Here is an 11,884-nt window from a genome sequence, read left to right on the forward strand (position 1 = left end):
CGGCGCCGTGCATTGCACAGCCGCGCTCTGGACGTGGCGTTGCCCCATCGAATGGGAGGGCCTTGCCCTCGACGGGGGTTCGCCCGCCCGTCGGGGCGGGAGATGGCCGGGCTGACCCCTGATGGGGCTAGAACGGGCGTACATGGACAGGTGATCGCAGCTATAAGCAAATATTGTGTCATTATCGGAAAACCAATAAATTCAGCTTATAGTGGCTCTGGAACGCCAGACTGGGCCATCAGGGGGCCGAAAGGGCACCCCAAGGAGATTTCCCGAACCTGGTTTATATCGTGGCTGGGTTATATGTGAGTGTCAGAATACGTTTCGCTATTTGAACCTATGGGCTTCTGCTTGCATTGGATGGTTCATAGAATTTTCATTCCATATTATGTAGGCATTTGCTGATGCCGAAACCACACCAATGAGAAGAACAAAAATTGAAAAGTATTTAGAGATTCTATAATTCAACTCCCCGTTTTTTACTCGCTTCCACTCAAATTTCAACAGTGGTTTTGCCGTGTTCCTTACGTCGTCACAGGCAGTTCGAGCTTCTGATAATTCGTTTTTATTGTAATGATCCCTAGTTTTTTTCAAAGCGGATAAAAAGGTATCGTTAAGTTGCTTACCTTCTTTGTTCTTCTCGCTATCATTTATCCTAAAAATGATGTCATTATATGATTCATTTACTTTAGAGTAGATTTCCTCAACATCGCGAGCCATTTCAAACCTGTCTTTTTTTTCACCAGTTCTTTCAGCGTGATGTTTATATAGGGTCGACAAATAAGTTAAAGATGATACATAACAGGATATAGAATCACGTAATGAGTTAATCCAATCTTGTCTGAATTCAGATGTCTTATTTTCTTTAGAAGCAATCAGATTCATGAATGCAAAGAAACCAGCAACCAAAGCCGCAAACATTGCACCTAATAAGATAATTGCGTTTTTTTCAAATACGTTTTCCAATGTTTAACTTCTCCTATAGCCTAACGCCTCAATCAGGGGCTGATAATAACTTACTAAAATGTGTAACGAAGCCGAACTGAGCAAGCTGTTAGCAGTCCCGTTACTGTATTGGCTTGTTAGCTGGACTTATTAGCCTAATTCTAAGCTTTTTCTTTTGATTTCTATATGAATTCGCCGCAGCTACTTCATTAATTTTGTTCTTCGGTGGTTGAGGTTCTTCTGGCATTTCATCGACTATTTCCAAAAAACCTTTCTTTACAAGCTCTACATCAGATTCAGCAGCCAAGTTTGATATCAGCTTCTCTATTTCTTTATTTGACTCTATTAGTTTTTCAACAAGGTCAGTTGCTAACTTTCTGCCGTTTGCACCTGATTTAATTCCTTCAAGTTGATTAATCACCTTCTGAATCGAACCAATAATACCTACTCGTGCTTCAAGTCTAATGACATTTTGTTGCCTTGAACCTGCGGAAAAAACACCTTCTGATATTATATAATCTGTAACGCGTTTAGCATCACTATAAATTAGTTGAATCCCTTCTCTAAAGTCCTTGTAATTAGTAACACCTTGGAATAATAGTCCTATAGTGCCTAAAACCGTAATTCTGGCTATTAGGGAGCCTTCTTCAAAATCGACTTCTATAGGTGCATCTGGAGATAAAAAGAAATCCACACGACTTCTAGCAAACTCAGTGATCAGTTGCTTGAACTCTTCAAGTTGCTGCTCATTTTTAGCAACTTCTGATTCAATGTGAATATAAGCTTGGCTTAGAATATTCTTGTTTATGTAATCTGCCAATGAAACCTCCTTGTACAGCTAACGTTTGGTTAAGGGGCTGGCTTTAGCCCGTCCCAGAAAGCGAAGCGAACGATTTGAACCACAAGTTAGGGTGGACACATTATTTGGAGGGAATGTTGACATCTGTGGTGCCAAACGGGAGCGGAGAATATCCAGCAAAACCTGGATAGCCCGGATAACCGGGGTAGCCAGGATATCCGGGGTAGCCTGGATACCCTCGGTAGGGATGACAGCTTATTTTGTAAAGCCGGTCACCATCATGGATGGTTCCAAGGTATTCGCCTTTTTCTGTAACAACATCATAATCATCCCATGGAAGCCAACCTATCCACTTAGCTTCTTTGTTGTATACAAACTGTTCAATACGAAAGGCGATCCACTCGCCTCTGGAGTTAAAAAGGAATTGGGTAGACATTGGGTAAACTCCTTTGGACCCTAACAGTGATTAGATAGAAGGCAATACTCACACATTAATACCGCCTTCTATCTAACTCCTCTTCACCTTGATTCATGGTGTTGTAAATAATATTTTAAATCAATGATTTACCTGCCGACATCTGAAGCGGACTGTATTTGCTTGAGCTCTTCTTTTTTTGCACAACCATTTCGACTGCATAGAAAAGCAGTGTGACGTTGGCCATGGCAAACGCCGGCATGGCTACCGCACTGGATTTCAGCTTCCAGATTGCTATTTTTGACCAAAGGAACGTGGTTGGCAGGGCTCATGGGTGACTCCAACGAGGCATGTATTGCCATTCGGGTATGTTAGCGAGGGTGGCGCGGAGGGGAAGGGCAGGGTGATGGATTTTCGGGCGGGATCAAATAATGAGTCGCTATGGCAAGGGGAGTGTCGGCGTAGTCGAGCTCTGAGCCCCTCATGGGGCCGGTTGTGCCGGCCTCCTTTAGGCCAGCAGCAGGGTTTGGCGGCTGCTATAGCCGCTCGTGAAGGGGAAGGGCTGGTCGCCCTCCCTTATGCCAGTGCCAGTTGCTGGCGGGCGCGCCACAGCCGCTCGTGGAAGAAGAAGACGACGGTGTTGATGGCGGGCTCTATCAGCGCCATCACGCCACCGGTCAGCAGCTCGCCGCTCAGCAGGAAGGCGACGGCGAAGGCCACCGAGAAGTGCACCAATGCGAAGCTGCTGGTCTTGGCATTCAGGCTGTGGTCGGGCTTGAGCTTGTGCCAGCCAAGGTCGTGGAAGTAGAAGGCGACGGTGTTGACGGCGGGCTCTATCAGGGCGATCAGGCTGGCGGTGAGCAGTTCACCGGTCAGCAGGTAAGCCACTGTGAAGGCGACACTGAAGTGCAGAACGGCAAAGCTGATGGTCTTTTTCATGATGGTGTCTCCTCTGGCGATGAGTGCAGTATCACCCGGAATGACATCAAATGAAAACTATTCTCATCTATCGGCTGGATAGAAAAAGCCTATCGACCGAGGTCGAAACCACCAGATTGGGGACTTGTCTGGGGGCACGGTGGCGATAGAGTGTGCCTTTGCCATGAAAAAGGAGCTTTCATGACCCTCAATGCCACCCTGCTTGGGCAGTTCATCTTGCTGTTGGTGATCATCGTCGGTGTCGTGGCCTGGCGGCTGGCGCGCCGCAAGAGCCAGCATCCCGTGCTGATCACCTTCCTGTGCGTGCTGCTTTGTCTGTTCCCGCCATTTGCCATATTGGCCTTGCTGATATTGGCGCTGCGGCGGGATCTGCCCGCCCGCGCATAAGGGCTGCACCGGTTGTCGCACAAGCACAGGCCGCCGCACCAATACAAAAAGCCCCATGATGGGGCTTTTTGTTTTTCAGCGTGGCGGGTACAGCGTGGGCGCGGGGGTTAGCCCTCGGCCTTGCTGAGCCACTCCACCCTGTACTGGGCGCCGGCGCCCTGAGCCAGCTTGGCGCAGAGGGGCTTGAGGAAGGCCTCTATCTGCTCGGCCAGCATCCAGGGGGGGCTGACGATCAGCATGCCGGAGCCGTTCATGCCCCAGTCGCTGGTCTGGCCGGCCACTTCCAGCTCGGCCACCAGCACGTTGCCGAAGTTCTCCCGCTTGATCGCCTTGAGCATGTCGCGGGACTTGTCCGCCTCCTGCCCGAGGATGGGATACCAGAGCGCATAGATGCCGGTCGCCCAGCGCTTCTGCGCCTTCTTGAGGGTATCGACCACGGCGAAGTAGTCTTCCTTCAGCTCGTAGGGTGGGTCGATCAGCACCAGGCCACGGCGCGGGGTCGGCGGCAGCAGCGCGATCAACCCTTCGAAACCGTCGCGATGGTGCACGGCGACGCGGGGGTCGTAGCCCATGTTGGCGCGCAAGTCTTCCACCTCGTTGTTGTGCAGCTCCATCAGCGCCAGCTTGTCCTGCTCGCGGGCGAGGCGGCGCGACAGTTCGGGGGAGCCCGGGTAGTAGTGCAGCTCGCCGCCCTGGTTCATCTCCTCGATCACGCCGAGATAGGGGGCCATGGCGGACCACTGCGCCCGATCAATCCACAGTCGGCCTATGCCGTCGGCGTATTCCGCCTTCTTCTGGGACCAGTCGCCGCGCAAGTCGTAGAGACCGCCACCGGCATGGGTGTCCAGCACGATGAAGGGTTTCTCCTTCTTCTTGAGGGACTCGATGATCAGGGCCTGGACGGCATGTTTCAGGACGTCGGCGTGGTTGCCGGCGTGAAAGGCGTGGCGATAACTCAGCATATTAGGTCTCTGAGGGGGCCCTGCTGGGCCCCCAGTAACGATAGATAGTTCAACAGATTGTGGCTCTCGCCCCGCGTCAGACTGAGGTTGCGCAGGGTCTGCAACAGGACACCCTGCTGCAGCCGCTCCAGCTCCAGCTCGTGGGCCAGCATGGACTGGTACTCGGCTTCATCCAGCCGCGCCTTGGCGTTCTGGCGCAGGGCCCGCCAGGGGGTCAGCACCACCTCGGTCTGCACCAGCGCCGGCTGCAGTGTGCCGAGCTCGACCGGGATGCCATCCTGATCCAGCCGGTGCAGCAGCAGGGCCAGGTTGATGTTGCCCCCCTGCGCCTGCAGGCTGAGCCAGTCCTGGCTACGTGCGCCATAGACCTTGCCGCTCCAGTGCCAGAACGCGAGCGGGGTGGGCAGTTCATGGATGGCGACCCGCTCGGCCGCCACCCCTGGTTCGTCACGCAAAGAAGGCCTGCTCCTGGCTTTCCAGCTCCTCGGAGAGGCTCATCCACTCCAGCTCTACCCCTTCCAGCTCCTCCTTGAGGGGGCCCTGGGACTTGAGCAGCTCGGAGAGCCGGCTCTTGGCGCCCTCCTCGTAGATGGCTGGATCCGCCAACTGCTCCTCCACCGCGGCGAGCCGGGTCTGCAGCTTCTCCATGCTGGCCTCGAGCTTCTCCAGCTTCTGGCGCAGGGGCCGGGTCTGCTGGCGGAACTCCGCCTCGCGCCGCTTCTGATCCTTGCGGGCCAGCGCCGAGTTGGCGGAGACGAGGCCGTCGCTCGGCTTGGCGTTCGCTTCTTTGTCCTGCTCGCCGAGCCACTTGTGGTAGTCGTCCAGATCGCCGTCGAACGGCTCGACCCGGCCGCCGTGCACCAGATAGAAGTCATCCGTGGTGGTGCGCAGCAGGTGCCTGTCGTGAGAGACCACCACCATGGCGCCCTCGAAGCCTTGCAACGCCATGGTCAGGGCGTGGCGCATCTCCAGGTCCAGGTGGTTGGTCGGTTCATCCAGCAGCAGCAGGTTCGGCTTCTGCCAGGTGACCAGCGCCAGTACCAGCCGCGCCTTCTCGCCGCCGGAGAAGGGGGCCACCTTGTCCAGCGCCTTGTCGCCGTGGAAGCCGAAGCTGCCGAGATAATTGCGCAGCTCCTGTTCGGTCTTGTCCGGCGCGAGACGGGCCAGGTGATCGAGCGGGGTGTCGTCCAGGCGCAGGGTTTCGAGCTGATGCTGGGCGAAGTAGCCGATGCTGACCCCGGCGCTCACCTCCAGCTTGCCCGACAGCGGCGGGTTGGTGCCTGACAGCATCTTGATGAAGGTGGACTTGCCGGCGCCGTTGCGCCCCAGCAGGCCGATGCGCGAGCCCGGCACCAGGTTGAGCTTGATCTTCTCCAGGATCACCTTGTCGCCATAACCGGCGCTGAGGTTCTCCATGGCGATGAGCGGGGTCGGCAGGGCCGACGGCTCGCGAAACTCGAAGCTGAACTCGGAGTCGGCGTGGGCCGGCAGCAGCTTCTCCATCCGCTCCATGGCCTTGAGGCGACTCTGGGCCTGGCGGGCCTTGGAGGCCTTGTAGCGGAAGCGGTCCACATAGGCATGCATGTGGGATATCTCCCGCTGCTGCTTCTCGTACATGGACTGCTGCTGGGCGAGCTGCTCGGCGCGCTGCAGTTCGAAGTCGGAGTAGCCGCCGGTATATTCGTTCAGCTTGCCGTTTTCGATATGGATGATGCGGTTGATGACCGAATCGAGGAAGTCGCGGTCGTGAGAAATAAGCACAAGCGTGCCCTGATAGCCCTTGAGCCACTTCTCCAGCCAGATGACGGCATCGAGATCCAGGTGGTTGGTCGGTTCATCCAGCAGCAGCAGGTCGGAGCGGCACAGCAGCGCCTGGGCCAGGTTCAGGCGCATGCGCCAGCCACCGGAGAAACTCCTTACCGGAGAGTCGAGCTGATCGCCGCCGAAGCCGAGACCGTGCAGCAGCTCGGCGGCGCGGGCGCGGATGCTGTAGGCGCCTATGGTGTCGAGCCGGCCGTGCAGCTCGGCCACCAGCAGGCCGTTGTCATCCTGCTCGGCCTGGGCGAGCTGGGCCTCCAGGGCACGGAACTCCTTGTCGCCATCTATTACGTAGTCCAGCGCGGAGCAGTCCAGCGCCGGGGTCTCCTGGGCGACGCCGGCGATCTGCCAGCCGGCGGGCAGGCTGAAGCTGCCGTTGTCGATGGCCAGCTCGCCACGCACCAGCGCAAAAAAGGTGGACTTGCCACAGCCGTTCTTGCCTACCAGACCCACCTTGTGGCCGGGGTGTATGGTGGCGGAGGCGTTGTCCAGCAGCGTGCGGCCGCCGCGGATCAGTTCGATTTGACTGGCAACTATCATGGATGGATCTGCTTGGCTCAAGATGAAGGAGAAAACTGGCGCGGATCTTACGTGAAATGGCGCAGATTTGCACTTTAGGCTGGGGGACTTGGCTGGCTGCGGCAAGAAAAACGTGCCATAACAGAGACATCTGTCAGGGGACAGGAGGCTGCCATGCTGATTAAAGAGATCATGACGACCCGGGTTGCGACCGTTTCCATGGATGACAGGCTCAATGTCATCAAGGAGATCTTCGAGCAGGCCCACTTTCGCCACCTGCTGGTGCTGGAAGACGAGGTGCTGATGGGGGTCATCTCGGACAGGGATCTGCTGCGCGCCCTCAGCCCCTATCTCGACACCGATGCCGAGATGAACCGCGACACCGAGACCCTCAACCGGCGCGCTCATCAGATCATGAGTCGCCAGCCCATCACCATCGCCGCCGATCGCTCGCTGCAGGAGGCGGCCAGGGTGATGCTGGAGCAGCATGTCTCCTGCCTGCCGGTGCTGGAGAAGGGGGCCCTGGTCGGCATTCTCAGCTGGAAAGACCTGCTGAGGGTCATGCTCGACTGGCAACCCGCCTGAGTGCCACCACCCGCTGAGGCCCTGACACAGTATCAGCCGCTATGACAGCTCGCCTGTGGTCTGGCAGCCCTCGCCAGTCAGGGTGACGCATTGTTTACCCTTTTTTCCTTTCTTCATCTTGCCCCTCCCGCCCTGTACTCAGCAGAGACTGGCTGACGGTGTCGCTCTGTCTCCAAATGAAGCGTATAAAATGTAGCCAATTGGCGACTATTTATGTCGGTCAGAAGCCTTGTTTGGCCTCCATTCATCAATTAATCGTCAACTGCTTCAGTTCCTATCAAGGTTCGCAGATCTACCCTAGGTCATCGGAAATGAACCCGATTCTAAATTTCTAAATGACAACGACCGAGCAACAGGTCTGATAGCGTTTACACCAGAGGAACGAACAATGAAAAAAACAGCATTGACTATGGCCATCTCCAGCCTGCTGCTGGCCGGTGGTGCTCAAGCTTCTACCGTTTACAACCAAGATGGTACCAAGCTGGACATCGGTGGTCGTGTTCAAGGCATGTACTACGGCAGCGATAACGACAACGAGAATGGCGATCAGAGCTATCTGCGTCTGCGTATCGGTGGCGAGACTCGCGTCAACAGCGAAACCGTGGCCAACGGCTTCATTGAGTACAACGTACCGACCAACGACTCCGACACCGAGCTGCGTTATGCCTACGTTGGCGTGAAGAACGATCGTTTCGGTGCCTTCAGCTACGGTCGTCAGGATGGCCTGATTGCCAAAGCCGTAAACGACTACACCGACGTTCTGCCTGAGTGGGGCGGCGATGGCCTGGGCAAAGGTACTGAAGTATTCGGTACCGGTCGCACCAACGGCCTGGCTCAGTACTTCTACACCTTCGACGGTCTGGTACTGGGTGCCCAGTTCACCGGCGAAAACGAAGCCCAGAACGACAGCTCCACCAGCTGGACCAAGGGTTCCAACGAAGGTTACGCCCTGTCTGCCAACTACAACTTCGACATGGGCATCAGCCTGGGTCTGGCCTATAACCAGGCTGGCAAGACCACCGAGCAGGTTGAAAACATCAACTTCGGTGCTCAAGATGCGAAGCTGACCGCCGTTGGTATCAAGTACAACGCCAACAACCTGTACGCTGCCGCGACCTACGCCTATGGCGAAGACCACGTCTATGTGAACCAGTCTGGCTACAACGGCTACGCCGAAGAGAGCAACGGTTACGAAGCCGTGGTTCAATACACCTGGGGCCAGTGGAAGCCGTCCCTGGCGTATAACCGTCTGGACGTGAAGGGTGAAACCTTCGACGACACCCTGACCGAATACGTCTCCATCGGTGCCTGGTACAACATCAACGAGAACTTCGACGTCTACGTTGATTACAAGGCCAACCTGCTGAGCGGTGGCGATACTGATGGTTACAACGAGTTCGGTCAGAACACCGACGACGTCGTTGGCGTGGCCATGCAGTACCACTTCTAAGTCATTCCCTGACTGCCTACTGTATTTTTTGACCGGCCGCTTTGCGGCCGGTTTTTTTATGGGCGCAGCATAAGCTCGCGCTTTTGGAACCTCAGACCAATCCCCAGCTCAGCATTGTCCCCTCCTGGTCGATAACCCTCTTGTCGGGCTGATGGCGATCGGGTTTCCCGCTCTATGCGGTGGCTATGGGGCGAGGATCACGCCCCGCGGTCAAGATCCTATCTTTCCTCGACCCTTTTCATTATTTCTATAGGGACTTGCGTTGCGCCTATGGCGGGGGAATGCGGGTCTGATTGGCATGTCGACGCCGTGCTACGGTGGCGGCACTCGGGAAACGGACGTAAGGGCTTTATATGGCGAGCATATTGGATTCAGTGGATCAACGTACCCAGCTGGTGGGGGAGAATCGCCTGGAACTGCTGATGTTCCGCCTGGGCTCCCAGCAGCTGTTTGCGATCAACGTGTTCAAGGTGCGGGAGGTGGTGAAACTGCCTCGCCTCAACAAGATGCCCGGGGCCCACCACAACATCAGCGGGGTGGCGAACATCCGCGGGGTCTCCATCCCGGTGATCAACCTGCGCGGCGCCATCGGCATGCGCCCCATGGCGGTCGACAGCGACTCCAACCTCATCATCACCGAGTACAACCGCAGCATTCAGGGTTTTCTGGTCGGGCAGGTGGCCCATATCGTCAATATGACCTGGAAGGACATACTGCCGCCGCCCCGTTCGGCGGGCCGCTCGAACTATCTCACCGCCATTACGCGCGTCCCGGAGCGGGGGGCCGATCAGATCGTCGAGATCATCGATGTGGAGAAGGTGCTGGCCGAGATCATCACCTATGACATCCGCATCTCGGCCGAGGTGCTGGACAGGGAGATCCTGCCCCAGATGCATGGCCGCAAGGTGCTGATCGTCGATGACTCCAGCACGGCGCGCAACCAGGTGCGGGAGACGCTCGCCCAGCTCGGGCTCGAGGTGATCGAGTGTCAGGATGGGCTGCAGGCGCTCAAGCTGCTCAAGGGCTGGTGCGACGCGGGCAAGTCGGTCACCGACGAGATCATGCTGATGATCACCGATGCCGAGATGCCGGAGATGGATGGCTACCGCCTGACCCACGAGGTGCGCAGCGATCCGCGCATGGCCGATCTGTTCATCACCCTCAACACCTCCCTGAGCGGCAACTTCAACGAGGCCATGGTCAAGAAGGTCGGCTGCGATCGCTTCATCTCCAAGTTCCAGCCCGATCTGCTGGTGGGGGTGGCCCAGGAGCGGCTACGCCAGATACTGCAAGCCTGACCCCGATCCGACGACATTATGGTCAGGCAGATCGGCGGTGATCGCGGCATTGCCTGGTTTTAATCAGGATGACAAAGCACCCGCCTCGGCGGGTGCTTTGTTTTAGGGACTAGCGGCCTATCACACGGGGCTATTGGGTCAGCAGGGGCTCGATAAAGCTCGCGACCCTGTCACGGATCTGCGGCTGGGCTTCGGCCGTGGGATGGAGGCCATCGTTCATCAGGAGTTCAGGGCGAAGCGCAATATCATCCAAAAAGAAGGGCATCAGCGGCAGGCCATTGGCCTGCGCCAGTTCCGGGAAGATCTGCTCGAACTGGCGTAGATAGCGTGCACCATAATTGCGGGGCAGCTGGATCTGGGTCAGCACCGTCTTCACCTGCTGTGCCTTGGCAAGCGCCACCATCTTGACCAGGTTGTCACGGGTGATGGCGGGGGCGAAGCCGCGCAGGCCATCGTTGGCACCCAGCTCGATCAGCACCCAGTCGGGTTTATGCTGCTCGAGCAGGGCGGGCAGGCGGGCCAGCCCCCCTTGCGTCGTTTCACCGCTGATGCTGGCGTTGATGAGCCTGTGCTCGCCGCCCTGCTGCCGCCATTTCTGCTCGAGCAGGGCAGGCCAGCTCTGCTCGGCCTGCATCTGATAGCCGGCGCTCAGGCTGTCTCCCAGCACTAGCAGGGTCTGGGCCTGCACCGATGAAACCAGGCAGCAGAAGGCGAACAGGAAACGCGTCATTATTTCAACTCCGATCATTCGTTGTCATTAGGGACCTGGGCAAACAGGATATGCATCGTGGGTTCAGTGCCCATTATTTATTGTCAGCAAGGGCCTGGGCAAACAGGATATGCATCGTGGGTTCAGTACCCATTGTTTATTGTCAGCAAGGGCCTGGGCAAACAGGATATGCATCATGGGTTCAGTACCCATTATTTATTGTCAGCAAGGGCCAAGGTAAACAGGAAACGCATCATGAGTTCAACTCCCATTATCGTCGTCAGGGACCTTGGCAAGACGGTTCGTCTCGGCCAGGAAAGCCTCACCATCCTTGAAGGGATCGACCTGCAAGTCAATACCGGCGAGACGCTGGCCCTGGTCGGTGCCTCCGGTTCCGGCAAATCCACCCTGCTTGGCCTGCTGGCCGGGCTGGATCTGCCGAGCAGCGGCGACATCGAGATCCTCGGCCAGTCGCTGACCCGGCTGGACGAGGAGGGACGGGCCCGCCTGCGTGCCGAGCAGGTCGGCTTCATCTTCCAGTCTTTCCTGTTGCTGCCTACCTTAAGCGCGCTGGAGAACGTCATGCTGCCCGCCGAGCTGCGCGGCGAGACCGATTGTGCCCCCAGGGCCAGGGAGCTGCTGGCCGAGGTGGGGCTCAGTGAGCGGCTGCATCACCTGCCGCCGCGCCTGTCCGGCGGTGAGCAGCAGCGCGTCGCCATCGCCCGGGCCTTCATGACCAGGCCCAGCCTGCTGCTGGCGGATGAGCCGACCGGCAACCTCGACAGCAAGACCGGGGAGACGGTGATCGAGCTGCTGTTTCGTCTCAACCGCGAGCACAACACCACGCTGGTGGTGGTGACCCATGATCATGAACTGGCCCAGCGCTGCCAACGGCAGTTGGTAATGGCGGCGGGACGACTTGCGTCGGATATGCCGGCACCCGAAGCCGCCTCTGCCTCCCGAGTCAGGGAGCTGTCATGAGTCAATGGCGACTGGGATTTAAGTTACTGCGCCGCGAGGGTTTCAGCGGCGAGTTGCGGCCTGGGCTCGGGCTGGCG

Annotated in this window: 14 protein-coding genes; 5 read left to right on the forward strand and 9 right to left on the reverse strand. The window is 57.2% G+C overall.

The features are described 5' to 3' along the window. Positions 1-327: 327 nt before the first annotated feature. The 5 genes from KW825_RS16315 to KW825_RS16335 form a co-directional block, all read right to left on the reverse strand. Positions 328-966, reverse strand: a complete 639-nt coding sequence (locus KW825_RS16315; RefSeq protein ID WP_218329805.1) for a hypothetical protein — start codon at positions 964-966, stop codon at positions 328-330. 100 nt (positions 967-1,066) lie between these two features. Continuing rightward, complete coding sequence (locus KW825_RS16320; protein ID WP_218329806.1) at positions 1,067-1,765, reverse strand: hypothetical protein; 699 nt, start codon at positions 1,763-1,765, stop codon at positions 1,067-1,069. Between the two features lie 100 nt (positions 1,766-1,865). Then, positions 1,866-2,180 carry a 4-fold beta flower protein gene (locus KW825_RS16325; RefSeq protein WP_218329807.1) on the reverse strand — a complete coding sequence of 105 codons (315 nt, stop codon included), beginning with the start codon at positions 2,178-2,180 and terminating at the stop codon, positions 1,866-1,868. Between the two features lie 128 nt (positions 2,181-2,308). Beyond that, positions 2,309-2,491 carry a hypothetical protein gene (locus tag KW825_RS16330; RefSeq protein WP_218329808.1) on the reverse strand — a complete coding sequence of 61 codons (183 nt, stop codon included), beginning with the start codon at positions 2,489-2,491 and terminating at the stop codon, positions 2,309-2,311. 244 nt (positions 2,492-2,735) lie between these two features. After that, the gene (locus KW825_RS16335; RefSeq protein ID WP_218329809.1) at positions 2,736-3,098 is read right to left on the reverse strand and encodes a DUF2061 domain-containing protein; all 363 of its coding nucleotides are present in this window, start codon (positions 3,096-3,098) and stop codon (positions 2,736-2,738) included. 180 nt (positions 3,099-3,278) lie between these two features. On the opposite strand from KW825_RS16335, the gene KW825_RS16340 reads away from it, so the two are divergent. Beyond that, positions 3,279-3,485 carry a hypothetical protein gene (locus KW825_RS16340; RefSeq protein WP_218329810.1) on the forward strand — a complete coding sequence of 69 codons (207 nt, stop codon included), beginning with the start codon at positions 3,279-3,281 and terminating at the stop codon, positions 3,483-3,485. Positions 3,486-3,592: 107 nt separating this feature from the next. Here the strand turns inward: KW825_RS16340 and KW825_RS16345 are convergent, their stop codons facing one another. Genes KW825_RS16345 through KW825_RS16355 form a run of 3 tightly spaced genes read right to left on the reverse strand, consistent with a single transcriptional unit; the run spans position 3,593 to position 6,805 of the window. Further along, positions 3,593-4,447: a 23S rRNA (adenine(2030)-N(6))-methyltransferase RlmJ gene (locus tag KW825_RS16345; RefSeq protein ID WP_218329811.1), complete on the reverse strand. Its 855-nt coding sequence runs from the start codon at positions 4,445-4,447 to the stop codon at positions 3,593-3,595. Next, positions 4,441-4,902 carry a DUF2390 domain-containing protein gene (locus KW825_RS16350; RefSeq protein WP_218329812.1) on the reverse strand — a complete coding sequence of 154 codons (462 nt, stop codon included), beginning with the start codon at positions 4,900-4,902 and terminating at the stop codon, positions 4,441-4,443. The genes KW825_RS16345 and KW825_RS16350 overlap by 7 nt, the downstream gene beginning before the upstream one ends. Then, entirely contained in the window at positions 4,895-6,805 is a 1,911-nt protein-coding gene (locus tag KW825_RS16355; protein WP_218329813.1) for an ABC transporter ATP-binding protein, read from the reverse strand. The genes KW825_RS16350 and KW825_RS16355 overlap by 8 nt, the downstream gene beginning before the upstream one ends. Positions 6,806-6,958: 153 nt before the next feature. Between KW825_RS16355 and KW825_RS16360 the strand changes: the two genes are divergently transcribed. The 3 genes from KW825_RS16360 to KW825_RS16370 all read left to right on the forward strand — a co-directional run bounded on the left by KW825_RS16360 (position 6,959) and on the right by KW825_RS16370 (position 10,117). After that, a complete protein-coding gene (locus KW825_RS16360) occupies positions 6,959-7,369 on the forward strand; it encodes a CBS domain-containing protein (protein WP_042651656.1) in 411 nt (136 codons plus the stop codon). 388 nt (positions 7,370-7,757) lie between these two features. Next, positions 7,758-8,819: a porin gene (locus KW825_RS16365; RefSeq protein ID WP_218329814.1), complete on the forward strand. Its 1,062-nt coding sequence runs from the start codon at positions 7,758-7,760 to the stop codon at positions 8,817-8,819. A 353-nt stretch (positions 8,820-9,172) separates the two neighbouring features. Further along, on the forward strand, positions 9,173-10,117 hold the full coding sequence (locus KW825_RS16370; RefSeq protein ID WP_042651658.1) for a chemotaxis protein CheV: 945 nt from the start codon (positions 9,173-9,175) through the stop codon (positions 10,115-10,117). Between the two features lie 130 nt (positions 10,118-10,247). On the opposite strand, the gene KW825_RS16375 is transcribed toward KW825_RS16370, so the two are convergent. Then, a complete protein-coding gene (locus tag KW825_RS16375; RefSeq protein WP_042651659.1) occupies positions 10,248-10,847 on the reverse strand; it encodes an arylesterase in 600 nt (199 codons plus the stop codon). Positions 10,848-11,081: 234 nt separating this feature from the next. Between KW825_RS16375 and KW825_RS16380 the strand changes: the two genes are divergently transcribed. After that, positions 11,082-11,807, forward strand: a complete 726-nt coding sequence (locus KW825_RS16380) for an ABC transporter ATP-binding protein (RefSeq protein ID WP_218290465.1) — start codon at positions 11,082-11,084, stop codon at positions 11,805-11,807. Positions 11,808-11,884: the final 77 nt, after the last annotated feature.

The organism is Aeromonas sp. sif2433 (assembly GCF_019218705.1).
Classification (GTDB): Bacteria; Pseudomonadota; Gammaproteobacteria; order Enterobacterales; family Aeromonadaceae; genus Aeromonas; species Aeromonas encheleia.

Coding starts and splice junctions, on each gene's coding strand:
- KW825_RS16345 (WP_218329811.1), bottom strand. CDS start 4,447: ATGCTGAGTTATCGCCACGCCTTTCACGCCGGCAACCACGCCGACGTC.
- KW825_RS16340 (WP_218329810.1), top strand. CDS start 3,279: ATGACCCTCAATGCCACCCTGCTTGGGCAGTTCATCTTGCTGTTGGTG.
- KW825_RS16360 (WP_042651656.1), top strand. CDS start 6,959: ATGCTGATTAAAGAGATCATGACGACCCGGGTTGCGACCGTTTCCATG.
- KW825_RS16325 (WP_218329807.1), bottom strand. CDS start 2,180: ATGTCTACCCAATTCCTTTTTAACTCCAGAGGCGAGTGGATCGCCTTT.
- KW825_RS16370 (WP_042651658.1), top strand. CDS start 9,173: ATGGCGAGCATATTGGATTCAGTGGATCAACGTACCCAGCTGGTGGGG.
- KW825_RS16355 (WP_218329813.1), bottom strand. CDS start 6,805: ATGATAGTTGCCAGTCAAATCGAACTGATCCGCGGCGGCCGCACGCTG.
- KW825_RS16380 (WP_218290465.1), top strand. CDS start 11,082: ATGAGTTCAACTCCCATTATCGTCGTCAGGGACCTTGGCAAGACGGTT.
- KW825_RS16365 (WP_218329814.1), top strand. CDS start 7,758: ATGAAAAAAACAGCATTGACTATGGCCATCTCCAGCCTGCTGCTGGCC.
- KW825_RS16330 (WP_218329808.1), bottom strand. CDS start 2,491: ATGAGCCCTGCCAACCACGTTCCTTTGGTCAAAAATAGCAATCTGGAA.
- KW825_RS16375 (WP_042651659.1), bottom strand. CDS start 10,847: ATGACGCGTTTCCTGTTCGCCTTCTGCTGCCTGGTTTCATCGGTGCAG.
- KW825_RS16335 (WP_218329809.1), bottom strand. CDS start 3,098: ATGAAAAAGACCATCAGCTTTGCCGTTCTGCACTTCAGTGTCGCCTTC.